Origin of the sequence: Sphingopyxis fribergensis (genome assembly GCF_000803645.1) — a bacterium.
Classification (GTDB): domain Bacteria; phylum Pseudomonadota; class Alphaproteobacteria; order Sphingomonadales; family Sphingomonadaceae; genus Sphingopyxis; species Sphingopyxis fribergensis.
This window is the reverse complement of sequence record NZ_CP009122.1, coordinates 4344641-4368231: the sequence shown is the minus strand read 5'-3', so window position 1 is coordinate 4368231 and position 23591 is coordinate 4344641. Positions and strand designations below refer to the sequence as shown.

Here is a 23591-nt window from a genome sequence, read left to right as displayed (position 1 = left end):
AGGCGGGAAGCCGCGTTTCCGGCAGAATACCGAAGCGGTGTTAACCACTTTTTATCCATGATTGGCCACAGGGGTAGCGAGCAAGAATTTGCCTGTGGGGAAACATCATAATGTCCGAAGCTTTTGGTTCGAAAAGCCGCCCGACGAGTGCCGACGTCGCCATCATCGGCGCGGGCCCGGCGGGATTGACCGCCGCGTACCAGCTGACGCAGCAGGGTTACAGCGTAACGGTGATCGAAAAGGATCCGACCTATGTCGGCGGAATCAGCCGCACGGTCGAGCATGAGGGCTTTCGTTTCGATATCGGCGGGCATCGCTTCTTTTCGAAGAGCCGCGAAGTCGTAGACCTGTGGAACGAGATCCTGCCCGACGATTTCATTGAGCGCCCGCGGATGAGCCGCATCTATTATGAGGGCAAATTCTATAGCTATCCGCTGCGCGCGTTCGAGGCGCTTTGGAACCTTGGCATCTTTCGTTCGACGCTGTGCATGGTGAGCTATGCGCAGGCGAAGCTGTTTCCGAACAGGAAGGTGCGCAGTTTCGAGGACTGGACGATCAACCAGTTCGGGCGGAAGCTCTATTCGATCTTTTTCAAGACCTATACCGAGAAGGTGTGGGGCATGCCGTGCGACGAAATGTCGGCCGACTGGGCGGCGCAGCGCATCAAGGGGCTTTCGCTCGGCGGCGCGGTCATCGACGGGCTGAAACGCAGCCTTGGGCTCAACAAGCGCCCGAACGACGGCATGGCGACCAAGACCCTGCTCGAAACCTTCCGCTATCCGCGGCTCGGCCCCGGCATGATGTGGGATGCGGCGCGCGACAAGGTCGTCGCGGGCGGCAACCATGTTTTGATGGGGCACAGCTTCAAGCAGCTGACGCAGGATCAGATGAGCGGCCGCTGGCGGATGACAGCGACCGGACCCGACGGCGATGTCGTGATCGATGCGGGGCATGTGATCAGCTCGGCGCCGATGCGCGAGCTCGCGGCGCGCATCCATCCGCTGCCGGCGTGCGCGCTGAACGCCGCCCCGAACCTCAAATACCGCGACTTCCTGACCGTCGCGCTCAAGATCCGCTCCGAAGACCTGTTCCCCGACAATTGGATCTATATCCACGACAGCAAGGTTCAGGTCGGCCGGGTGCAGAATTTCCGCAGCTGGTCGCCCGAAATGGTGCCCGACCCCGAACTCGCGTGCGTCGGCCTCGAATATTTCTGTTTCGAGGGCGACGGGCTCTGGGCGGCGAGCGACGAGCAGCTGGTCGCGCTCGCGACGAGGGAAATGGAAATCCTGGGCCTGTGCGATCCCGAAGATGTCGTAGGCGGCGCCGTGGTGCGGCAGGAAAAAGCCTATCCGGTCTATGACGATGATTATGCCAAGCATGTCGAGACGATGCGTAGCGAGCTCGAGGCGCGTTATCCGACGCTGCACATGGTCGGGCGCAACGGCATGCATCGCTATAACAACCAGGATCATGCGATGATGACCGCGATGCTGACGGTACGCAACATCGTCGCCGGCGAAAAACTCTATGATATCTGGGGCGTCAACGAGGATGCCGAATATCATGAAAGCGGCACCGAGGGCGAACAGGCCGCGCTGGCTTCGGTTCGCGAAGTGCCCACGCGCGTGGCGAAGGCCGCCTGAGGCGTTGGCCGGGGGGATCGGCGCCATGCTTCCAGTCAAAAAATTGATCGGCTCGGTGCGACGCGGCGAGATTCGCTGGCTGAACTATCTGCTCGCGAGCGGGCTCGCGCTCGGCAGCGATGCAGGGCTGTTTCTGCTGCTGCTCGACGCCGGCATGTCGCCGGTCATGGCCTCTGCAACCGGCTATTGCGCCGGGATTCTGGTGCACTGGATGGTGTCGAGCCGGCTTGTCTTTGCCGACGGCGCCGCAGCACGCGGCACGGGTGAACGCCATCGCCAGAAACTGCTCTTCGTTGGATCGGCGCTCGTCGGGCTGGCGGTCACCACGGCGATCGTCGGCGGCGGCAGCGCGCTCGGGCTTGATCCGCGACTGGCCAAGCTCGCGGCGATCGTCGTCAGCTTCCAGACCACCTATTTGCTGCGCCGCCATATCGTCTTCCGGGCTGCGGCGGCATGAGCGACGCCTCCGCGCCGCCTGCGGGGGCAGAGGCGCCGGTTCGCGCCTCCTCGGCGGACGGCATCGTGCTGAGTCTGTGGTTCACCCCGGTACGGATCGCGCTGATCATCTGGGGCGCGATGAGCTTCGTCGCCATCATCTCCAAATGGCACGCGATTGGTGTGCTCGACCTGTCGGATACCGACGACGCGATGCGCATGGCGCAGGTGCGCGACCTTCTCGCCGGACAAAGCTGGTGGGACCTGTCGCAATATCGCGTCAACCCGGCGGGTGGCGGGGTGCTGATGCACTGGTCGCGGATCGTCGACGCGCCGCTGGCTGCGGGCATTTTGTTGCTGAAGCCGTTGTTCGGGCAGGTCATGGCCGAACGGATCGTGATGGCGCTGTGGCCGCCGATGCTCGGCGCGGCGCTCAGCGTCGCCTGCGTTGTTGGCTACCGCGGTCTATCGGACCGGCGGATCGCCTATGTCGTGCCGCTCTTCCTGATCATGTCGGGTTATATATTGGTGCAGTTCCGCCCGCTTCGGGTCGATCATCACGGCTGGCAGATATTTTTCGCGATGCTGATCATGGCGCAGGCGCTTCGCCCTGCAAGCTGGTGGGCGGGCCTGCTCGGCGGATTTTTCGCCGCGGCATTGCTCGCGATATCGATCGAAGGCTTGCCGATCGTCGCGCTGTTTGCGGGGCTCGCCGCGCTGCGCTGGGCGCTCTACGGCCGGGCCGAAGACCGCGCGCGGCTCTGCGGTTACATGGGCGCGCTCGCCGGAGGCGCCTTGCTGCTCCAGTTTGCGACGCGCGGCCCCGCGGGCCTGCTCGGCAATTGGTGCGATTCGCTTTCGGTGCCCTATATGGCGGCGTTCGCCGCCGCCGGTGCTGTCGTTTTCGCGGCGGCGCGGGCTAACCCGGGTCAGCCGTGGGTCCGTTTTCTGCTGCTCGGGCTGGCGGGCGCGTCGGCGGCGGGGGCGCTGGTGTGGACCGAACCGCGATGCGCGAACGGCCCCTTTGCCACGCTCGACCCGATCGTCGTGAAATATTGGTACCGCCACGTCCTCGAAGGCCAGCCCTTGTGGGTGTCGAAACCCCAAGATGCGATCCACGTAATTCTGCCGTCGCTCGTCGGTCTGGCGGGGGCGTTTTTCGCGTGGCGGGGCTGCGCCACGGCCGAAGACCGCCGGAACTGGGCTACGATCATCGTCGCCTTGATCGGGGCGGCTGCCTTGTCGCTATTCGTCCTGCGAAGCGCGTCGACCGCGCATCTTTTCGCATTGCCCGGCTGCGCCTGGCTGGGCCTCCGCGCCTGGGCGCGGGCGCGGACGATCGCGTCGACCGTGCCGCGCATCCTCGCATCGGTGCTGGCCGCGCTGACCCTGCCGCTGCTCGGCAGCATGGCGGTCGTGGGGGCACTCGAGGTCGCCGTCCCTTCGCTGAAAGACGAGGCGGAAAGGACCGTGGCGGCGGAGGCCGCCAATCCCTATGCGGCGAATTGCCTCGACCAGGCTGCTATCGTCGGGCTCGGCAAATTGCCGACGACGACGATCCTCACGCCGATCGACCTGGGGGCGCCGGTTCTTTTCTGGACGCGCCACAGCCTGGTTGCGACCCCGCATCACCGCAACAAGGAGGCGATGGCCGATACGATCCGCGTCTTTGTTGGCGATCCCAGTCAGGCCGAGGCGCTGGTTCGCAAGCAGAAGGCGACGCTGATCGTCATTTGCAGCACCGCCAATGATTTTTCCAAATATCGCCGAGCACGGAACGATGGACTTGCGGCAGAGCTTTACGCCGGAACACCGCCGGCGTGGCTCGAAGCGGTGCCGATCGCATCGCGCGCCGGGCTGTCGGTGTGGCGGGTGAAGCCCGAGTAGGAAGCGTCAGGCCGGACGGAAGCGCAGCGCCGCGCCGTTCATGCAGTAACGCTTGCCCGTCGGCTTGGGCCCGTCGTCGAAGACATGGCCCAGATGACCGCCGCAGCGTTTGCAATGCACTTCGGTACGCGCATAGCCCAGATCATGGTCGGTTGACGTGCCGATTCCGCCTTTCAGCGGGGCCCAGAAGCTGGGCCAGCCGGTGCCGCTGTCGAACTTGGTTCGGCTTGAATAGAGCGGCAGTGCGCAGCCCGCGCAGTCGAAAATGCCGGCGCGCTTTTCCTTGTCGAGCGGGCTGGTGAAGGGGCGTTCGGTCGCGGCTTCGCGAAGCACGCGATATTGCAGTGGCGAAAGGCGTTTTTTCCATTCGGCGTCGGACAATTGCCAGCCGGGCTGCGCCTTCGGACGCGATGATTTGGCGAAGAGCATCGGCGCGCCGATGATGGCGCCGCCGAGGGCAAGTCCGCCAAGGATGTAACGACGTTCGATCATATCCTCGATACGTGCGCCTATGCCAAAGGGTTACAGCGGCGCGTCAATATTTCTCCAATTGTACCGGCATGTGACGATAGCCGTGGACAAAACTTGCGTGCACGCGCTCGGGTTCGGCGAGGACGTTCACGCGAAGGCGGCGGCGTTGCATTTCGGAGATGAGGGTCGTGAGCTGCAGTTCGGCAACGCGGGCGCCGACGCAGCGATGGATGCCATAGCCGAAGGCGAGGTGGCGCCGCGCATTTTCGCGGTCGACGATAATGCGGTCGCCATCGGGAAACACGCTCTCGTCCCGGTTCGCCGAGGCGTACCACAAGGCGATCTTGTCGCGCGCCTTGATCTCGTGCCCGAACAGCTCGATGTCCTCGGTCGCGGTGCGGCGCATATGTGCAAGCGGGGTCTGCCAGCGCAGGATTTCGTGCATCGCGTTGACGGCGAGTTCGGGATCGTGATTTGTCTCGAGTTTCGCGCGTTCCTCGGGGAATTTGTGGAGGCCATAGGCATAGGCCGACATCGAATTGCGCGTCGTGTCATTGCCGCCGACGATAAGCAGGATGAGGTTCCCCATGAACTCATTCTCGCTCATATGCTTCATCGCGTCGGACTGGAGCATGATTGAAATCAGGTCGTGCTCGCCGGGGTTTTGCGCCTTTGCATCCCACAATTGCTTGAAGGCGGCGCCCATCTCGAACGCCTTGGCGAGTCGCATCTGACGCTTTTCGAGCGTGTCGAAGCTTTCGATGTCGCCGAGCGCGTCGGACCAGCCGGTGAGCCGGTGGCGCTCTTCCCACGGAAAATCGAACAGGATCGCGAGCATGTCGGTGGTGAGTTCGATCGACAGCCGTTCGACCCAGTCGAAGGTTTCGCCGATCGGTAGCGTGTCGATCAACGCCGCGGTGCGGGCCTGTGTGTCGGCGCGCATGCGTTCGATTTCGGATGGACCGAATGCGGGGGCGACAGTGCGGCGTTGGGCGGTGTGCTGGGGCGGGTCCATCGCAATGAACATCGGCATCGGCATTTCGCCCTCTTTCAGATGTTCGATGCCGTCACCGGCGACGGTGATTCCGCCATACTCCCACGACGAGGAGAAAATTTTGGGCAGCGCCTCGATATGCTGGATCGGCTTATACGTCGTCACCGACCAATAGGGGCCGAATTTCGAATCTTCGCAGCGATAAATGGGTGCCTTGGCGCGCAGCTGGCGCATCGGTTCCTGCCAGCGGTCTTCGCTCCAGAGCTCGGCGCGGCTGACATCGAGGGGATTGGGGTCGAGCGGGTCGGTGCTTTCGGGCGCGGTGCGAATCTGGGTGGCCATGGGCTGCTCCTCTGAACGGCCGTCTGACGCGGCCGATTAGGTTGCAGAATGCCACTATTCACAACTTTGTCAATAGAAGCGGAGGGACGTCGCAGCGCGCCTTACGCTTTCTTTTCCAGCCGCCAGAATTTCCAGTTGCCGCCGCCGCTGAGCACCCCCGCGCGGAACAGCCGCACCGACAGGAAGATGACGAGCGCGACCCAGATTGCCTGCCAGCCGAGCGCGAGCAGATGAACCGCCTTGGCATCGTCGGTCGCGGCGCGCGCCGCCATTGCGAGCGGCGAAGAGAAGGGGAATATCTGCGCGAAGCTCGCAAGGCCGCTGCCCGGCGCGCTCGCGGCGGCGGTCGACAGGCTGAACATGCCGACCTGGAAGATCGTGATCGGCAGGCTGAGCATCTGGATTTCGCGAACCGTGCCCGCCTGCGCGCCGACGCCGAGGAAGACGGCGCCGAGAAGCAGGAACGAGAGGATGAAATAGACGAAGCCGATGCCGAGGAAGAAGGGCCATCCCGTCGCGGGGGTCGACGCCAGGGCGGCGACCGCCTTGCCCGCTCCGTCCGCGGCGGAGAGCGTCGCCGGGTCCGAAAGCATCGCGGCGATCAATCCGCCTCCCATCGCCATCGTGATCCAGAAGGCGATGAAAAGCATCGCAACGCCGAGGAATCCGAGCAACTTGCCAAGGAAGACGCTTTCGAGCGGGACGGCGGCGGCCAGGATTTCGATCACCTTGTTACCCTTTTCCTCGGCGAGCGAACTCACCGTCTGCCCCGCCAGGAGCAGGGTCAGGAGGAAGATGATGAACACCGCGCCAAAACCCATCGACTGTTGCACCGCGATGCTGGCGCCGCCGCGCTGGATACTTTCGAAGCGGGGCTTCACGGGCGCGACGTCGCCAGCGGCGCGGTCGCGCAGCACCTGGTTTGCGAGCAGGGCAAGGTAGCGGCCCGAGCTGCCCTCGGCATTGCGCTCGACGATGCGCGGACGTTCGAGTTCGCCGCTCATCACCGCATAGGTGTCGGTACCCTTTTCGCGCGTGATGGCGAGCGGGTCGGGTGCGTCTGGTCCGGCGATCCGATATTCGAGCGGGGGTGGGGCCTCGCGGCGCGTAAAGGCGTCGCGAAGGCGGCGGTCAGCCGCCTGCAACGCTTCGACGTCGGCGGCTTCGGCGACGACAACGATCCGCCCGGCGCCGCGCGCGCTATCGGCAAGCTGCGATGCGCCCATGCCGCCGGCGAGGCCCATGCCGACCATGAACAGCGGGGCGAGCAAAAAGAGAAGGAAGGTCGGGGTCGCGACGATCGCGAGAAAGTCGCGCCGCGCTACAACGAACATGCTGCGAATAAACGGGGTCATGCGCTGGCCTCCTCGACCGCATCTTCGGTGGCGTCGGCGTCGAACCCCGCATCGACCTGGCGGACGATATGCACGAACGCATCGTGGAGCGCCGGGCGGCTGATCGACAGGCCGGTGACGCCATGACCGCTCGCGGTGATGCGTGCGAGCAACGGTTCGACGTCGGCGTCCTCGATCGCGAAATGCCAGGCGTCGCCGCGCAGTTCCGCGCCGGCGGGCAGGTTGGCGGCCACCGTGGCGGGATCGCCCGCGGTCCGCGGCGTGTAGCGCACCTGCATCGGCAGCAGCGCGCGCGCGTCGTCGACGGTGCCCTCGAAGCGGCGCGCCGAGCGCGCGATGATCGCGATCCGGTCGCAGAGGCGTTCGGCATGCGCCATGACATGCGTCGAAAAGAGAATCGTCGCGCCGCGGCTCTGCTCGCGCCGGACGAGCATTTCGAGCCGCTCCTGGTTGACCGGGTCGAGCCCCGAGAAGGGTTCGTCGAGAACGATGAGGTCGGGGGCGTGGACGATCGAGCCGATCAGCTGGACCATCTGCGCCATACCTTTGGACATTTTGCGGATCTTGGTGTCGATCACCCGTTCGAGCCCAAGTTCGGTCATGAATCCGGCCGCGCGGCGGCGCCCTTCGGACCAGTCGAGCCCGCGCAGCGCGCCCATGAAGGCGATCGCCTCGCGCGCCTTCATCCCCGGATAAAGCCCGCGCTCCTCGGGAAGATAACCGATGCGATTGCGCACCGCCTGCGGTCGCTGCCCGCCGAACAGGCGGCTTGTCCCCTCATCGGGGTCGATGATGCCCAGCGTCATGCGCAGGCTGGTCGTCTTGCCCGCACCATTGGGGCCGAGCACGCCATAGATGCTGCCCGTCGGCACCGCGAGGCTGACATGATCGACCGCCTTGTAATCGCCGAAATATTTGGTGAGGCCATTCGCCTCGACGCTGAAATCGTTCAAACCCGGGTCCCCAATCATCCGCCATGCTAGCTATGGCACGGCGAGGCCGCTCGCGTATAGAGCGCCAATGGTTGCCGAAGCCTTGCCTCTTGAAACCCCTTCGCTCGAAGACCGCCTCGAAGCCGTCGCGCGCGCGCATGGGTTCGCGGCGTTCGGGATCGCGCAGGCCGACGCCGCGCCGCAAACCGCGGCGCGGCTGAACCAGTGGCTCGCCGAAGGGCGCCACGGCGACATGATCTGGATGGAAAGCCGCGCCGCGCAGCGCGGATCGCCCAAGGGGCTGTGGCCCGAGGTCAAATCGGTGATCGCGCTCGGCATGAGCTATGCCCCCGCGCACGATCCGCTCGCCTTGGCCGAGCATCCCGAACGCGGGCGCATTTCGGTCTATGCGCAGGGCGGCGATTATCATGACGTCGTCAAAAAGGCGCTGAAGGCGGTCGCGCGCTGGCTCGTTGCCGAGGTGAAGGACGCCGAGGTCAAGGTGTTCGTCGACACCGCGCCGGTGATGGAAAAGCCGCTGTCGGCGGCGGCGGGGCTCGGCTGGCAGGGAAAGCACACCAATCTCGTCAGCCGCGATCACGGCAGCTGGCTGTTCCTCGGTGCGATCTACACGACGCTCGATCTCGCGCCGAGCAAGCCCGGGCGCGACACCTGCGGCAGCTGTTCGGCGTGCCAGGATGCGTGCCCGACGCAGGCATTTCCCGCGCCGTACCGGCTCGATGCGCGGCGCTGCATTTCGTACCTCACGATCGAGCATGACGGGCCGATCCCGGTCGATCTCAGGCGCGGGATCGGCAATCGCGTGTATGGCTGCGACGATTGCCTTGCCGTTTGTCCGTGGAACAAATTCGCCGATACCGCGCACGCCCATCGCGCCTTCCTGCCGCGCGCCGAACTCGTTGCCCCCTCTATTTCGGACCTGCTCGCGCTCGACGATGCCGGTTTCCGGCAGGTCTTCGCAGGGTCGCCGATCAAGCGCATCGGGCGCGGACGCATGGTGCGCAATGCGGCGATTGCAGCCGGAAACAGCGGCGATGCGCGCTTCGTGCCCGTGCTAACGCAGCTGGCCGAAGATGAATTGCCGATGGTGGCCGACGCCGCGCGATGGGCGCTCGCCGAACTGGCGTCATGACGCCGCTAATCCTCCCCATCGCTGCCCGACAGGGAGGATCCTTTTAGCGCTGGAGTGACTGGGCGCAGCTGTTCACTTCGGCGTTGCGGCCGTCGGGCGTGCGTGCGTCGACATGCGTTGCAACGGGGTTGGCGCCTGCGCGCGGGGCGTAGAAATAGACGTCGAGGGTGCAGTTCGATCCGGCAAATTGCAACTTGCGCCCGGCGCCCTCGGTGACGTCGAGACGCGGCTTGCCGAACATGCGGCCGATTGCATCGGCGCTGTTGCCGATCAGCGCGTTGTTCTGAACGGGCCTTACGACCGTCGCTGGTTGCGGCAGGGCTGGCGGGGGTGTCGATGGCCGCGGGATCGCGGGGCCCGCGCACGCGCCGAGCGTCAAAGCAAGGCCCGCAATCGCGGCCAGACGGCGGTTTTCGATCATCTTTTCTGGTCCCCATTGCGCAGATGCAGCATGTGGACGGCCATAGCCGCGCTCAATATCGGCGCCAACAGATTGGCGATGGGCACCACGAAGCTTGCGGCAGACAGCAGCCCCATCGACCAGCGCGCCGGCCGGTCGAGCCGCGGCCGGTCCGGATGGCGGGCGAGAACCATCGCCTCGAGATCGCGGCCGAGCAGCAGCGCATTGACGATCAGCGCGAAGATCGGGGTGCCGATCCCGGTGACGAGCAGCACGAGATAAATCGGCAGCGCCAGCAGGTTGCCGCCGATCAGCCGCACCAGCGACGCGAGCGCGAGGCGGATATTCTGGCGCCAGCCGACATCGACCGCCTGTGCCGCCGCGGCGGGATAATGGCGTCCTTCGACATCGGCGACGATGCCGTCGGCGAACAGCCCGACGACGACAATCGCGACGGCGCGAAACAGCAGCCAGCTGCCGGCGACGATCGCGAGGACGATCAGCACCCCCGCCATGTCGCGTTCGGCCACGCCCAGCCATTGCCAGTGCGCGAGCGCCCAGCGCGCCGCGAAGAAGAGCGCGGCACCCGAGACGGCGAGCAGCAGGAGCGTGAGCGCGAGGCTCTGCGCCAGCACGCGCAGCACGCGCGGGTTGGGCAAGTCCCTGAGTGCGAGGAGGAAAGCGTGAACGGCGCGGGCCATGGGCGAAGGGATGGTGGGCGGGCGGGCGCGGGTCAAGCGTTATGCTTGCCTTGGCGCGCGCCGCCGCCTAAGGCGCCCGGCAGCTTTTTCCACACATCACAGGATATTTCATGGCCTCCACCGCCCGTTTCGACGTTGTCGCCATCGGCAACGCCATCGTCGACGTTCTTGCCCGCGCCGACGATGCGCTGATCACTGCCGAAGGTCTGACCAAGGGATCGATGCGGCTGATCGACGCCGAGGAAGCCGAACGCCTCTATGCGGCAATGGGGCCCGCGGTCGAAGTGTCGGGCGGGTCGGCCGCCAACACGCTCGCGGGCATGGCCGCGCTCGGCGAACGCTGCGCCTTCATCGGCCAGGTCGCCGACGACCAGCTCGGCCATGTCTTCACGCACGACCTGCGCGCGCTCGGCGTTGCCTATGAAACCCCGGCGCTCAGCGAAGGCGCGCCGACCGCGCGCTGCCTGATCCTCGTCACCCCCGACGGCCAGCGCACGATGAACACCTTCCTCGGCGCAAGCCACTTGCTCGATCAGCGCATGATCGACGAGGCGTGGATCGCAGACAGCGAAATCCTCTATCTCGAAGGCTATCTGTGGGATCCGGAGCTGTCGCGCGCAGCGATGCGGCGCGCGATCGACGTGTCGCGTGCGGCGGGGCGCAAGGTCGCCTTCACGCTCTCGGACGCCTTTATCATCGACCGCCACGGCGAGGATTTCCGCAGGCTGATCGCCGAGGGGCTGTTCGATATCCTGTTCGCGAACGAGGTCGAAATTTGCGCGCTTGCCGAAACCGAGGATTTCGAAGCGGCGGTCGCGAAGATCGCGCCGCAGGTGCCGCTGCTGATCGTCACGCGCGGCTCGCACGGTGCGATCGCGCTTCAGGGCGGCGAGCGCACCGAAGTCGGCGCCGAACCGATCGAAACGGTGGTCGACACGACCGGCGCGGGCGACCTGTTCGCGGCCGGATTTCTGTCGGGTCTCGCCGAAGGCCGCCCGATCAAGGGTTGCCTGACGATGGGCGCCATTTGCGCGCGCGAAATCATCGCGCAGGTCGGCCCGCGTGCGCAGACCGACCTCAAGGCCATCGTTGCGGCACGCCTCGCATAGGAACCTTCCCTGGTCCGAAGCGTCCTATGCGCCATCAGCAATAGGAGGCTTTATGGCCGACGAGATTCACGAAACGCGCGCGCCCGACGGGACGACACACACGACGACGATCATCGACCGCGAACCGCGGCGCGGCGGTGGGTTGGGCTTTGGCCTGATCCTGCTCGTGCTGATCGCGGTCGCGGGCTTTGTCGCGTTCCAGTTCCTCGCCAACGAAAAGACCGAAACCGGCGCGATCACCGAGGCGGCGCAAAAGGTCGGCGATGCCGCACAGGACGTCGGCGACGCGGCGCAGAAGGCGGTCGAATAAAGTTCAGGCGCTCGCGGGTTCGCCCGTCTCGGGGTGTTTCTTGAACAGTGCCCGGTCGGCGGGTCCGAAGCCGCGCGTCCAGATCAGCCAGGCATAGACGCCGAGGATGAAGGGGACGCCGATCAAGAGCTCGGCCCATTCGGGAAGTTGCGTCGCGCCATAGCCGAGCACCGTCGCGCCCGCGGTTGCCCAGACGAGCGCCCAGCGCAGGCTGTTCACCGGTGCACCCAAGATGCGCGCGAGCAGGCGCGCCTTGACCAGCGAGGCGAAGCCGAGCGCGAGCATCAGCGCGAGCGCGACCGCGCCCGCGTAAGTGATCGGCGGCAGGCCCATCGATTTGGCGATCAGGATCAGCGCGACGCTGAGCCCCGCCTGCAACGCGAGGGTCGCGATGCTGATCAGCAAATTGCGGTGGCGCGCGACATAGACGAGCGCGGCCTCGCTGACGACCGCGGTGGCGGCTACGACCTCGGCGGCGAGCAAGAAGGCAAGCGCAGCGGTGCCGCTGACGAATTCGGGGCCGACGAGGCCCATCACCGCCTCACCGGGGATCCCGAGCGCGAGCGCGACGCCGGCCTGTGCGGCGATGATCCAGAAACCAACCTGGCTCACTTGCGCGGCCACGGCGGCAAGCCGGTTATCGGCGAGGTTGCGCGTGATCACGGGGCCGAGGATCGGCTCGAAGCTGGTCTTGAGCTTCTGCGGCAGCGACGCGACCTGCTGCGCCATATAATAGATGCCGTAGATCGTCGGCGAGGTGAACTGGCCGAGGATGAAGAGGTCGAGGCGGCGCGTGCCCCATTCGATCGCGTCGGCGGCGGCGAGCGGCGCGTTGCGCCGCGCAACTGCGATCAGATGCGCGGGATGCGGTTGCCAGCCGTGCGGCCCGCCATAATGGCGCAGCATCGGGACTAGCGCGGTGAGGAAGGCGCCGACCATCGCGGCGGCATAGGAGAGCATCAGGCCGTCGCGTACCGAGACAAACCAGAATCCCGCGGCGGCGATGCTGATCACCCATGGTTCGACGACCGCGCGAGCGCGGACGGTCGCGCCGATGTCGAATTTATACGCGCAGGCGGCGAGCGCGATATCGGTGCCCGCGATCGCGAAGACGAGCAGCGCCATCCAGCGGTCGGTGCTGTCGACCCCGCCGGCGGGATACATGAGCTGCGGAAAGAGGAAGAGCAGCGCCGAGCCGGTCGCAGAGGCGAGCAAGGCGACGAACATGCCGTCCCAGACGACGGTGCGATGATCGGCGCCGGGTGCGCTCAATTGTTCGGCGAGGCCGCGTTTCAGGCCCAGCGTCGCGAGCTGCGCGACGAGTTCGATAACCAGCACGGCAAAGGCGAAACGCCCGACCGCTTCGGGCCCGTACCAGCGGCCCGCCACATAGAGGAAGGGCAGGCGGGCGACGAGACGGAGGATGAAGCCGAAGAAATTGGTGCGGCCGCCCTTGGCAAGCGCGGCGGTGTCCGCATCCCCCGAAGGCACGGCGGGGGACGCGGGGGTCGAGGAGGGCGCGGCTGCGCTGTCGGTTTGGCTCAAGCCTCGCGCCCCTTCTGCTGCTCCCCGGAGCGCAGTCTAGCGCGGCGGGGGAGTGCAGGCAATCGATCGAAACATTTCATCGCCCTTCGGATCGCAGTGGTCGGCTGAGCAAGGCCTGAATGGCTTCGGCGACGCGCGTTTCGCCGGCGACGAGTCGCGCCACGGTATCGGTGATCGGCATGTCGATGCCGTCGGCACGCGCGGCGGCGGCGACGACCGGCGCGCTGAACGCGCCTTCGGCAACGGTGCGGCGGTCAGCCATCAGCGCTTCGGCCGGCTCGCCGCGACCGAGGCCTTGGCCGAGTGTAAAATTGCGCGAGTTCGATGAGGTGCAGGTGAGGACGAGGTCGCCGAGCCCGGCAAGCCCCGCGAGCGTTTCGGCCTGCGCCCCGCGTGAGAGACCGAACCGAGTCATTTCGGCAAAGCCGCGGCTGATCAACGCCGCGCGGGCGTTGAGCCCAAGCCCGGCGCCGTCAACGATGCCGCACGCGATCGCGAGGATATTCTTGACCGCGCCGCCGATCTCGGCGCCGACGACGTCCGTCGAGACATAAGGGCGGAAATGCGGCCGCGCGAGCGCGCGAGCGATCCCGGCGGCGAGGTCGGTATCGGCGGCGGCGAGGGTTATCGCGGTCGGAAGGCCCGCGGCGACCTCGTGCGCAAAGGTCGGGCCTGAAAGGACCGCGTGCGGGCGCGACGGCGCGAGGTCGCGCGCCATGTCGATTGGAAAGGCGAAACTCCCCGCCTCCATGCCCTTGCTGCAGAAGATCAGCGGCGCGTCGCCCGCCGGGAGTTCGGCGAGCACGGCGCGCAGGAACGGCACAGGCACGACGACCAGCAGGGCGTCGAGGTCGGCCATGTCGGCGAGGTTGGCGGTGGCAGTCAGCGATGGCGACAGCGCGGCGCCGGGCAGGAAGACCGGATTGCGATGATCGGCATTGACCGCCGCGACGACATCCTCCTCGCGCGCCCACAGACGAACGGGGGCGCCGTCGGCGGCGACAAGCTGCGCGAGTGCGGTGCCCCAGGCGCCGCCGCCGATCACGCCGAATTTGGCATATGGCGTCATGCTTTCACTCCCGCCCCACGCACCGCTTCGGCGTCGGGATCGAGCGGCCAGCGCGGGCGCGCTGCGACGCCGAGATCGTCGGTCAGGCCCGCCGCAAAGCGTTCGGCGCCCGCCCAGGCGATCATCGCGCCATTGTCGGTGCAGAGCCAAAGCGGAGGGGCGACGAAGAGTTTGCCGAAGCGCGCGGCGAGCGCGGTCAGCGCGGAGCGGATCGCGCCATTGGCGGCGACCCCGCCCGCGACGACGAAGGCCGTGGCATCGGGGCAGGCGGCGAGCGCGATGTTGCTTCGGTCGACGAGGCAGTCGACGACCGCCTGCTGGAACGAGGCCGCGAGGTCGGGGATGCTGTGCTGTCCGCTTGCGGCGGCGCGCGCGACCGCGCTTTTGAGCCCGGCGAAGGAGAAATGCGGTTCGGCGCTGCCGACGAGCGGACGCGGCAGCGGCACCGCAAGCGGATTGCCGTCCTTTGCGATGCGTTCGACTGCGGGGCCGCCGGGATAGCCAAGCCCGAGCAGCTTCGCGGTCTTGTCGAACGCTTCGCCCGCGGCGTCGTCGATCGTGGTGGCAAGGCGGCGGTAGTCGCCGACGCCCCTGACGAGCAGCAACTGGCAATGGCCGCCCGAGACGAGCAGCAACAGATAAGGAAATTCCAGGTCGGGGTCAGCGAGGCGCGGCGACAGCGCATGGCCTTCGAGATGATTGACCGCGATCAGCGGCTTGTTCGCCGCATGCGCGAGCGCCTTGCCGGTGACGAGCCCGACCATCACGCCGCCGATCAGGCCGGGACCCGCGGTCGCGGCGATCGCATCGACGTCGGCAAGCGACACGCCGACATCGGCGAGCACGCCTTCGACGATCGGCGCGAGCCGGTCGACATGCGCGCGCGCCGCGATTTCGGGAACCACGCCGCCATAGGGGCTGTGCTCGGCTTCCTGTCCGGCGACGCGGTGCGCCAAAATGCGCCGCTCGCTGTCGACAAGCGCTGCTGCGGTTTCGTCGCAGCTCGATTCAAGGCCGAGGATCAGGGTCATATTATTGCGCGTTCCTTTACCCGCCCCTTTATCGGCAGGGCAAGCCGCGCTAGCAGCAGGTCCGATGATTGAACTTCCGACCCCCGAAAACCCGTTTCGTATCGGTACGCGGGCTTCGCCACTCGCGATGGCTCAGGCGCATATGGCGGCTGCGGCGCTGATTGCCAGCCATGGCATCGATATGACGGCGCTCGAAATCGTGCCGATGACCGCGACCGGCGACCGGATCCAGGATCGCGCGCTCGCCGAGGTTGGCGGCAAAGCGCTGTGGACGCGCGAACTCGACGCGGCGCTTGACGCGGGGACGATCGATATCGCGGTTCATTCACTGAAGGACGTCGAAACGATCCGCGACGCGCGTTTTTTCCTCGGTGCGATGCTCGAACGCGCCGATCCACGCGACCGGCTGGTGGTTCGCGAGGGGATTGCGGCCGCGACGATCGCCGACCTGCCGCAAGGCGCGCGGCTGGGGACGAGCAGCCCGCGCCGCGCGGCGCAGGTGAAGCGGATTCGCCCCGACCTCGAAACCGTGCTGCTGCGCGGCAATGTCGCGACGCGGCTCGCAAAGATTGCCGGCGGTGACGCCGATGCGACCCTGCTCGCGGCGGCGGGGCTGGACCGGCTGGGGATGCACGATGTGGGCGTCGTGCAGGAAGCGAGCCTGTTGCTTCCGGCGGCGTCGCAGGGCGCGATCGGTATCGAATGCCGTACCGACGATGCGGTCACGCTGACCTTGCTCGCGGCGATCGACCACCCCCCGACGCATCGCGCCGTCGCGGCAGAGCGCGCCTTCCTCGCGGCTCTCGGCGGCGATTGCCGCTCACCCGTCGCGGCGCACGCTTATTGGCGGGACGATGGCACGCTGCGCCTCGATGCCGAGATTTTCTCCGACAATGGCGCGGAACATGCTGCCGGGCACGTTCTTGTTACCGATTCGGACGCGGCGGCGTCGCTGGCGCATCGCCTGCTCGGCGAGGCGCCCGAGAGCGTCCGGAGCCTGTTCGCGGCATGACCGATGACTTGCCGCTGATCGTCACACGGCCCGAACCGGGCAATGCGGCGACGGTCGAGCGAGCAAAAAAACTGGGGCTTGATGCACGCGCGATGCCGCTTTTTGCGGCGCGCGCGCTCGAATGGGCAGTGCCCGACGCCGAAAATTTCGACGCGATGCTGCTGACCAGCGCCTTCGCCGCGACGCTCGCGGGCGCGGATCTTGCCAAGCTGTCATCGCTGCCCGTCTATGCCGTCGGCGCCGCGACCGCGCGCGCCGCCGAGGCCGCGCGACTGACGGTTGTCATGACCGGATCGGCCGATGCTCAGCGGCTTCTTGATGACATGGCGTCACATGATATCCGAACGATATTATGGCTTTGCGGCCGAGACCGGTCGGAATTCGACGCGCGCGGCGCGGCAATCACCGCGCTGCCATGCTATGCGGTCGCTCCGGTAGCGCCGCCGACGGAATGGTCCACGCTGATCGCTGCGCCCGCGATCTTGCTCGCGCATTCTGCACGGGGTGCGCAGCGCATTTCGGATCTGGTCGGCGGCGCACGCAGCCATTTGACCCTCGTTGCGATCAGTTCTGCGGTCGCTGCCGCAGGGGGCGAGGGATGGCGCGATCTCGCCATCGCGGGACAGCCGAGCGACGCGGCAATGTTGGCAGAGGCCGGTGCTTTGTGGCACAAGGGTGCAAAATAGGGTCGTTCGAAAGAGAAACATGGCAATCGACAGCATCGACACCGCCTCGCCCGCAGCGGACGAGGTGGTCCCGGCGAGGGGGCTATCGTTCCGCGCTATCGCCCTTGGTGCCTTCCTCCTGCTTCTGATCGGCATCGCCGGCGGCGGATGGGCGGTGAACCGCTGGCTGACGGGTGAAAATGTCCCCACAACCAAGATGATCGGCACGCCCGCGACGGCGCCCGTGCTGATCGCGGGCGGCGCAGCCAAGGGCACTGGCGGCCAGCCGCTCGTGGTGGCGCCGATCGACGGGGCGAACGCGCTCACTGCGCGCGTCGCCGAACTCGAACAGCGGCTTTCGCGGATCACGCTCGAGGCCGAATCGGCGTCGGGCAACGCATCGCGCGCCGAGGGATTGCTCGTCGCCTTTGCCGTGCGGCGCGCGCTCGATCGCGGCCTGTCGCTCGGCTATCTCGATGCCCAGCTGCGGCTGCGCTTCGGCGACGATCAGCCGAACGCGGTCAAGACAATCATCGATACCTCGCGCGAACCGGTGACGCTCGAACAGCTGCGCGCCGAACTCGACACACTGGCGCCGCAACTCGTCGGACGCGGCGGTGACGACAATGGCAGCCTGTGGACCGGGCTGCGCCGCGAACTCGGCGAATTGTTCGTCGTGCGCGCCGCAGGAACCCAGTCGCCGCGCGCCTCCGAACGGCTCGATCGCGCGCGTCGCTATCTCGGGGCGGGGCAGGCAGACTTGGCGATTGCCGAGGTTGAAGCGATGCCGGGATCGGACGTCGCGAGCGACTGGCTGATCGCCGCGCGCCGCTATCATGAAGCGCGGCGCGCGCTTGACCTGATCGAGACGGCGGCGATATTGGAACCGCGCGACAGCACCGCTGCCGCGATGGCCCGCAAAACGGCCGAACCGACCCCGTAACGACCCGGTCCTGATGGTCGTTTCTTGAGGAAAGCAGACCCATGGCCCTCGCCGATCCGCAGCGCATCGAAGCGCTCGACCCGCTCGATCCCCTCCAGCTCGATGCCGAGCTCAGCGACGAGGAGCGGATGGTCCGCGACACCGCGCGGTCTTACGCGACGGACGCGCTGTTGCCGCGCGTGACCTCGGCGTTCCTCAACGAGCGGTTCGACCGCGAGATCATGTCCGAAATGGGCGCGCTCGGCCTGCTCGGCGCGACGATCGATCCCGAATATGGCGGCGCGGGGCTCAATTATGTCAGCTACGGGCTGATCGCGCGCGAAGTCGAGCGGATCGATTCGGGATACCGGTCGGCCTGTTCGGTGCAGAGCAGCCTCGTGATCCACCCGATCAACGCCTATGGCAGCGAGGATCAGAAGCGCAAATTTCTGCCCGGGCTGACCTCGGGCGAACTCGTCGGCTGTTTCGGGCTGACCGAACCCGATGCGGGTAGCGACCCCGGCGGGATGCGCACCCGCGCAGAGAAGGTCGAAGGCGGTTATCGCCTCAAGGGCGCGAAGATGTGGATCACCAATTCGCCGATCGCCGACGTCTTCGTCGTATGGGCGAAGTCCGACGCGCATGACGGCGCGATTCGCGGCTTCATACTCGAAAAGGGCATGAAGGGGCTTTCGGCGCCGAAAATCGAGGGCAAGGTGAGCCTCCGTGCATCGGTGACGGGCGAGATTGTCATGGATTCGGTCGAGGTCGGCGAAGATGCGCTCTTGCCGCATGTGTCGGGGCTGAAAGGCCCGTTCGGCTGCCTCAACCGCGCGCGTTACGGCATCGGCTGGGGTGCGATGGGCGCGGCCGAATTCTGCTATGAGGCGGCGCGCAACTATACCGGCGAGCGCAAGCAGTTCGGGCGGCCGCTGGCGGCGAACCAGATCGTCCAGCTCAAGCTAGCCAATATGCTCACCGAAATCGCTCTGGGGTTGCAGGCGGCGCTGCGCGTCGGCCGGTTGATCGACGAAGGCCGCCTGATCCCCGACGCGATCAGCCTGCTCAAGCGCAACAACTGCGGCAAGGCGCTCGATATCGCCCGCATCGCGCGCGATATGCACGGCGGCAACGGCATTTCGGCCGATTATCATGTGATCCGCCATGCGGTGAATCTCGAAACGGTGAACACCTATGAGGGCACGCACGACGTTCATGCGCTGATCCTCGGCCGCGCGATAACGGGCATTTCGGCCTTTGCCTAAACCTCTGGAGGGCATCCTTGTCGTCGAACTGGCTCGGGTGCTCGCGGGGCCGTGGTGCGGGCAATTGCTCGCCGACCTGGGCGCCGAGGTGATCAAGGCCGAGCGGCCCGGCGCGGGCGACGATACGCGCGAATGGGGACCGCCCTTCGTCGCCGGAACGCACGGCGAAGCTCTGGGCGCGGCCTATTATCACAGCTGCAACCGCGGCAAGCGCAGCGTTGCGATCGATATCGCGCGCGCCGAGGGGCAGGCGGAGGTACGCGCGCTGCTCGCCGATGCCGATGTCGTGATCGAGAATTACAAGGTCGGCGGGCTGGTCAAATATGGGCTCGATCCCGCGCGGCTGCGTTCCGATTTCCCGCGGCTCGTCGTCTGCTCGATCACCGGGTTCGGGCAGACCGGACCCTATGCCCACCGCGCCGGATATGATTATATCGTCCAGGCGATGAGCGGTTTCATGTCGCTGACCGGCGAACCCGACGGGGGGCCGCAAAAGGCGGGGATCGCCTATGCCGATATCTTCACCGGCATGTATGCGGCGGTCGCGATCCTCGCCGCGCTGCGACGCCGTGACGTCACGGGCGACGACAAGGGTGGGGGCGCGCATATCGATATGGCCTTGCTCGACAGCCAGGTCGCGGTGCTCGCCAATCAGGCGGCCAATTACCTCGCGAGCGGCGTCGTGCCGAAACGGATGGGCAATGCCCATGTCAATGTCGTGCCTTACCAGGTGTTTGCGACCGCCGACGGCCAGCTGGTGATTGCGGTCGGCAACGACGGGCAATATCGCAAGCTGTGCGGCATATTGGGCGTGCCCGAATGGGCCGACGACCCGCGTTTCGTCAACAATGCCGCGCGGCTCGCGAACCGGGGCGTACTGATCCCGCTGCTCGCGGCGAAGATCGCGGGGTGGGACGCGCAGCCGCTGGCGCTCGCGCTCGAGGCCGAGGGCGTGCCGGCGGGACCGATCACGATCTGGCGCAGGTGTTCGCCGACCCGCAGGTCATCGCGCGCGAGATGCGCTTTCGGCCCGAAGGCGCCTCGATCGACGGCGTCGCGAGCCCGATCGTCATCGACGGCGAACGGATGGTCGCCGCGACCGGAGCGCCGCCGCTCTGCGAATAGAAAAAGGGGCGCCGCGGCGGCGCCCCTTTCCCCTCAATAATCGAAAATCAGAATTTGACCGTGCCGGTGACGAAGACCTGCCGCGGGTTTCCGTAGAAGGCCGTCTGCACGCCTTCGAGGCCGAGCGTCGAGCCGCCCGCCGCATTCTGATAATTATAGCCCGACGTGATATATTGCTTGTCGGTCAGGTTCTTGCCGTGGATGCCGATCGAATAATCGCCGCTGTCGGCGGTCCAGACGAGGCTCGCATCCCACAGGACATAGCCCGGCTGGTCGAGCGCCGGGATGGGAACCTCGAACTGGTGCGTCAGGCTGCGATAGACGAGGCCGGTCGAGACATCGATATTGCCGCCCATTGCCGGGATGCCCGCCGCGATCGTACCCGACACCGTCCATTTGGGCGTGTTTTGGAAGGTGCGCTGGTTGGAGACGTCTGCGGGAGGATTTCCGGCGATGAAGCTCTTGTACTTGGCGTCGATATAGCCGAGCGCGCCGTTGAAGCGGAAGCTCGAGCCCGCGCCAGCGAAGTCGCGGGCGAGGACCGCATTGGCCTCGGCCTCGATCCCTTGCAGCCGGGCTTTGCCCGCATTGGTGGTGATCCCGCAGAAGCTGGGAAGGCCAAGCGCGTCCACACAGGCGGACGAACCCGGGATCTGGACATTTTTATAGTCCATGTAGAAGCCCGCTAGGCTTAGTGTCAGTCGGCGATCGAACAGCGATCCCTTGTAGCCGATTTCATAGCTGTCGACCTTTTCGGGTTCGAACGAAAGATAATCGTAGATGTCCTGATAGGTACGGCCTGCGGCCGGATCGCTGATCGGCGCCGACACCCCCGATCCGCGCGGATCGAACCCACCGCCCTTGAACCCCTTCGAATAGGAGGCGTAGATCATATTGTCGTCGTCGGGCTTGAAGCTGAGCGACGCGCGCGGGGTGAATTCCTTGAAGGTGCGATCGCCGTGGAAATTCGTGGCCACTGCGGTGGTGATCGGTGCGACCGTGCCGCCGAATTCGGGCGACAGGCCCGAGATGCGCGTCGCCTTGTAGACGAACGCGTTGCGCTTGTCGTTCGTGTAGCGTCCACCGACCGACAGGCTCAGCTGTTCGGTGAAATCAAAGGTGAAATCGCCGAACACCGACCAGGTGTTCGTTCGCACGTCGCCGGCCGTATAGGCGTTGAAACCCGGGAAACCGACCGACGAACCGACGAGCCCGAGCAACACGTCGAACGAGGTCGCGGCCTTGGCGTCGAGATAATAGAAGCCGACGAGACCGTTCAGCCGGTCGCTTTCGTAAAGAAGCTGGAATTCCTGGCTGAGCTGTTCGTTGCGGTACACCGCGGGGACGTCGACGTCGACCGATGGCAAGGCATCAAAATCGATCGGGGTGAAGCTGGTGTCCTTGCGCCACGAACTGATCGACCGCAGCGTCACATTGTCGCTGAGTTCGGCCGAGACGTTCATCGCCAGGCCATAGGCCTTCACATCCTGTTTGGGATCGTTGAGCCCGGCGCGGGTGTCATAGACGTCGTCGAGGACCGGCGCGCCCGAAACGAGGCCGGGGATAAGCCGGTGGCCGTTGCGCGGGTCGGACTTGTCGCGTGTATAGTCGCCCGAGATGCGGATCAGCACCGGCGCGCCGTTGCCGCCGAGCTCGACCGTGCCGCGACCGGCCCACACATCCTTGTTGTAATTTTCGAGGCCATCGATGGCGAGATTGTCGCCGAAGCCGCCGCGCGACAGGCGCGCGACCGAGCCGCCGACGCGGACGATGTCGCTGATCGGCGCGCTCGCGGTGACGACGAGGTCCGCAAGATTATAGGTGCCTAGCGTGCCGCGGACGCGCAATTCGGGCGAATCGGGATTGAGCGAGCGCGTCACATATTTGACCGCGCCGCCGATGGTGTTGCGACCGTAAAGCGTTCCCTGCGGCCCGCGCAGCACCTCGATCCGCTCGACGTCGTAGATGTCGAGCACCGCAGCCTGCGGGCGATTGAGATAGACGTCGTCGAGATAGATGCCGATGCCTGCTTCGAAACCCGGCACCGGATCCTGCTGGCCAACCCCGCGGATGAACGCAGTGAGGGTCGAATTGGTGCCGCGCGAATTTTCGAGCGTGGTGTTTGGCGCCATGTTCGCGACGTCGGTGATGTCGATTGCGCCAGCCTTGGCAAGCGAATCGCCCGAAATGGCGGTCACGGCGATCGGTACGTCGATCAGTCGCTCGTCGCGGCGGCGTGCCGTCACGATGATCTCGTCATCGCCGGCATCGCTGGCTCCCGCGTCCTGTGCAAAGGCGGCGGGTGAGAAGGCGATCATCGAAAGCGCACTGGTGGCAAGGACCGCGCGGCGCAGCCGGGGGGCGAAAGGACGCATGAAGACTCTCCCATGTGGCGGGTGACCCTTCGCCACCCTTGTTCTGGTTTTCGTGGGCCGGTGCTTGCCAAGCCGCGCCGCTTCCAATAGTGAAACATGAACCGAGTTTCAACTTGGAATATGCAAACGTCGTTTTTTGCTTGCCAGTGGTGCGGAAAAGCCACGATGCAGCGATAGGGGCAGCGACGGAGGGAGATGAGGGCCGTTATGGATCAGCCGCCAGTCGCGACAGAGAATGCCGGGAGCGAGGTGCGCGACAAGACGCCGCGCACCGAACGCGGGCGGCGGACGCTGCGCAAGCTGCTCGACGCCGCGGCGGTCGAATTCGGCGAGCGCGGATTTCATGAGGCGTCGATCAGCGCGATCACTCGCCGTGCCGGGACTGCGCTCGGAAGTTTCTACACCTATTTCGATTCAAAGGACGAAATCTTCCAGGCGCTGGTGCGCTATATGAGCGAACAGTTGCGCGATCATGTCACACCGGTGGTCCAGGAAGCGCCCGACGCGATCGCCGCGGAGCGGCTAGGCTTGCAGTCCTATCTGGGCTTTGTGCGCGAGCATAAGGAAATTTACCGGATCATCGACGAGGCGGAATTCGTGGACTACGCCAGCTATCGGCGTCACTATGAAACGACGGTCGAACGCATCCGCCATCGGCTGGAGGGTGCGGCGAAGCGCGGCGATATCCGGCCCGACGCCGGCGAGGTCCACGCGTGGGCCATTGCAGGCATGAACGTGTTCCTCGGAATGCGATATGGATTGTGGGACGAGGCCGCCGACGTCGATGCCGTGGCGCAAGCCGCCAACGACTTGCTCGCGAATGGGCTGAAACGCAATTGATCCTTCC

At 66.0% G+C, this 23591-nt stretch carries 21 protein-coding genes and 1 pseudogene; 12 read left to right on the top strand and 10 right to left on the bottom strand.

From position 1 onward, the window contains the following. The first annotated feature begins 110 nt into the window (after window positions 1–110). Genes SKP52_RS20460 through SKP52_RS20450 form a run of 3 tightly spaced genes read left to right on the top strand, consistent with a single transcriptional unit; the run spans window position 111 to window position 3968 of the window. Window positions 111–1646, top strand: a complete 1536-nt coding sequence (locus SKP52_RS20460) for an NAD(P)/FAD-dependent oxidoreductase (protein ID WP_052208642.1) — start codon at window positions 111–113, stop codon at window positions 1644–1646. A 25-nt stretch (window positions 1647–1671) separates the two neighbouring features. Continuing rightward, entirely contained in the window at window positions 1672–2103 is a 432-nt protein-coding gene (locus SKP52_RS20455; RefSeq protein WP_052208640.1) for a GtrA family protein, read from the top strand. Then, window positions 2100–3968, top strand: a complete 1869-nt coding sequence (locus SKP52_RS20450) for a hypothetical protein (protein ID WP_052208638.1) — start codon at window positions 2100–2102, stop codon at window positions 3966–3968. The genes SKP52_RS20455 and SKP52_RS20450 overlap by 4 nt, the downstream gene beginning before the upstream one ends. A gap of 6 nt (window positions 3969–3974) precedes the next feature. On the opposite strand, the gene msrB is transcribed toward SKP52_RS20450, so the two are convergent. The 4 genes from msrB to SKP52_RS20430 form a co-directional block, all read right to left on the bottom strand. Continuing rightward, window positions 3975–4460 carry a peptide-methionine (R)-S-oxide reductase MsrB gene (gene msrB / locus SKP52_RS20445; RefSeq protein ID WP_148309198.1) on the bottom strand — a complete coding sequence of 162 codons (486 nt, stop codon included), beginning with the start codon at window positions 4458–4460 and terminating at the stop codon, window positions 3975–3977. A gap of 43 nt (window positions 4461–4503) precedes the next feature. Next, window positions 4504–5775, bottom strand: a complete 1272-nt coding sequence (locus tag SKP52_RS20440) for a cytochrome P450 (protein WP_039578152.1) — start codon at window positions 5773–5775, stop codon at window positions 4504–4506. A gap of 101 nt (window positions 5776–5876) precedes the next feature. Continuing rightward, the gene (locus SKP52_RS20435) at window positions 5877–7130 is read right to left on the bottom strand and encodes an ABC transporter permease (RefSeq protein ID WP_039578150.1); all 1254 of its coding nucleotides are present in this window, start codon (window positions 7128–7130) and stop codon (window positions 5877–5879) included. Continuing rightward, on the bottom strand, window positions 7127–8101 hold the full coding sequence (locus SKP52_RS20430; RefSeq protein ID WP_039578147.1) for an ABC transporter ATP-binding protein: 975 nt from the start codon (window positions 8099–8101) through the stop codon (window positions 7127–7129). The genes SKP52_RS20435 and SKP52_RS20430 overlap by 4 nt, the downstream gene beginning before the upstream one ends. 49 nt (window positions 8102–8150) lie before the next feature. Here SKP52_RS20430 and queG point away from each other — a divergent pair, with 49 nt between their 5' ends. Beyond that, the gene (gene queG, locus SKP52_RS20425) at window positions 8151–9215 is read left to right on the top strand and encodes a tRNA epoxyqueuosine(34) reductase QueG (protein ID WP_039578145.1); all 1065 of its coding nucleotides are present in this window, start codon (window positions 8151–8153) and stop codon (window positions 9213–9215) included. A 43-nt stretch (window positions 9216–9258) separates the two neighbouring features. Here queG and SKP52_RS20420 read toward each other — a convergent pair whose 3' ends face one another. Further along, window positions 9259–9636: a hypothetical protein gene (locus tag SKP52_RS20420; RefSeq protein ID WP_039578142.1), complete on the bottom strand. Its 378-nt coding sequence runs from the start codon at window positions 9634–9636 to the stop codon at window positions 9259–9261. Then, window positions 9633–10316, bottom strand: a complete 684-nt coding sequence (locus SKP52_RS20415) for an EI24 domain-containing protein (protein WP_039578138.1) — start codon at window positions 10314–10316, stop codon at window positions 9633–9635. The genes SKP52_RS20420 and SKP52_RS20415 overlap by 4 nt, the downstream gene beginning before the upstream one ends. A gap of 110 nt (window positions 10317–10426) precedes the next feature. Here SKP52_RS20415 and SKP52_RS20410 point away from each other — a divergent pair, with 110 nt between their 5' ends. Beyond that, a complete protein-coding gene (locus SKP52_RS20410) occupies window positions 10427–11425 on the top strand; it encodes an adenosine kinase (protein ID WP_039578133.1) in 999 nt (332 codons plus the stop codon). 52 nt (window positions 11426–11477) lie between these two features. Continuing rightward, window positions 11478–11735: a hypothetical protein gene (locus SKP52_RS20405; protein ID WP_039578130.1), complete on the top strand. Its 258-nt coding sequence runs from the start codon at window positions 11478–11480 to the stop codon at window positions 11733–11735. A 3-nt stretch (window positions 11736–11738) separates the two neighbouring features. On the opposite strand, the gene SKP52_RS20400 is transcribed toward SKP52_RS20405, so the two are convergent. The 3 genes from SKP52_RS20400 to tsaD form a co-directional block, all read right to left on the bottom strand. Then, window positions 11739–13280: a lipopolysaccharide biosynthesis protein gene (locus SKP52_RS20400; protein WP_039578127.1), complete on the bottom strand. Its 1542-nt coding sequence runs from the start codon at window positions 13278–13280 to the stop codon at window positions 11739–11741. 76 nt (window positions 13281–13356) lie between these two features. Beyond that, a complete protein-coding gene (locus tag SKP52_RS20395) occupies window positions 13357–14349 on the bottom strand; it encodes an NAD(P)H-dependent glycerol-3-phosphate dehydrogenase (RefSeq protein ID WP_039578122.1) in 993 nt (330 codons plus the stop codon). Further along, entirely contained in the window at window positions 14346–15380 is a 1035-nt protein-coding gene (gene tsaD / locus SKP52_RS20390) for a tRNA (adenosine(37)-N6)-threonylcarbamoyltransferase complex transferase subunit TsaD (protein WP_039578119.1), read from the bottom strand. The genes SKP52_RS20395 and tsaD overlap by 4 nt, the downstream gene beginning before the upstream one ends. 64 nt (window positions 15381–15444) lie before the next feature. Between tsaD and hemC the strand changes: the two genes are divergently transcribed. The 5 genes and pseudogenes from hemC (at window position 15445) to SKP52_RS20365 (ending at window position 20369) form a co-directional block, all read left to right on the top strand. After that, the gene (gene hemC / locus SKP52_RS20385; protein ID WP_039578115.1) at window positions 15445–16392 is read left to right on the top strand and encodes a hydroxymethylbilane synthase; all 948 of its coding nucleotides are present in this window, start codon (window positions 15445–15447) and stop codon (window positions 16390–16392) included. Then, window positions 16389–17078 carry a uroporphyrinogen-III synthase gene (locus SKP52_RS20380; protein ID WP_039578112.1) on the top strand — a complete coding sequence of 230 codons (690 nt, stop codon included), beginning with the start codon at window positions 16389–16391 and terminating at the stop codon, window positions 17076–17078. Before hemC ends, SKP52_RS20380 begins: the two co-directional genes overlap by 4 nt. A 19-nt stretch (window positions 17079–17097) precedes the next feature. Next, window positions 17098–18000 (top strand): mitofilin family membrane protein, encoded by a 903-nt coding sequence (locus SKP52_RS20375; RefSeq protein ID WP_052208636.1) that lies wholly within the window; start codon window positions 17098–17100, stop codon window positions 17998–18000. 41 nt (window positions 18001–18041) lie between these two features. Then, on the top strand, window positions 18042–19244 hold the full coding sequence (locus SKP52_RS20370) for an acyl-CoA dehydrogenase (protein ID WP_039578109.1): 1203 nt from the start codon (window positions 18042–18044) through the stop codon (window positions 19242–19244). Then, window positions 19237–20369, top strand: a pseudogene (locus SKP52_RS20365) (CaiB/BaiF CoA transferase family protein). The gene SKP52_RS20370 and the pseudogene SKP52_RS20365 overlap by 8 nt, the downstream one beginning before the upstream one ends. A 47-nt stretch (window positions 20370–20416) precedes the next feature. Here the strand turns inward: SKP52_RS20365 and SKP52_RS20360 are convergent. Further along, on the bottom strand, window positions 20417–22744 hold the full coding sequence (locus SKP52_RS20360; RefSeq protein WP_039578106.1) for a TonB-dependent receptor: 2328 nt from the start codon (window positions 22742–22744) through the stop codon (window positions 20417–20419). A 207-nt stretch (window positions 22745–22951) separates the two neighbouring features. Here SKP52_RS20360 and SKP52_RS20355 point away from each other — a divergent pair, with 207 nt between their 5' ends. Further along, on the top strand, window positions 22952–23584 hold the full coding sequence (locus SKP52_RS20355; protein WP_081997459.1) for a TetR/AcrR family transcriptional regulator: 633 nt from the start codon (window positions 22952–22954) through the stop codon (window positions 23582–23584). The last annotated feature ends 7 nt before the right edge of the window (window positions 23585–23591 follow it).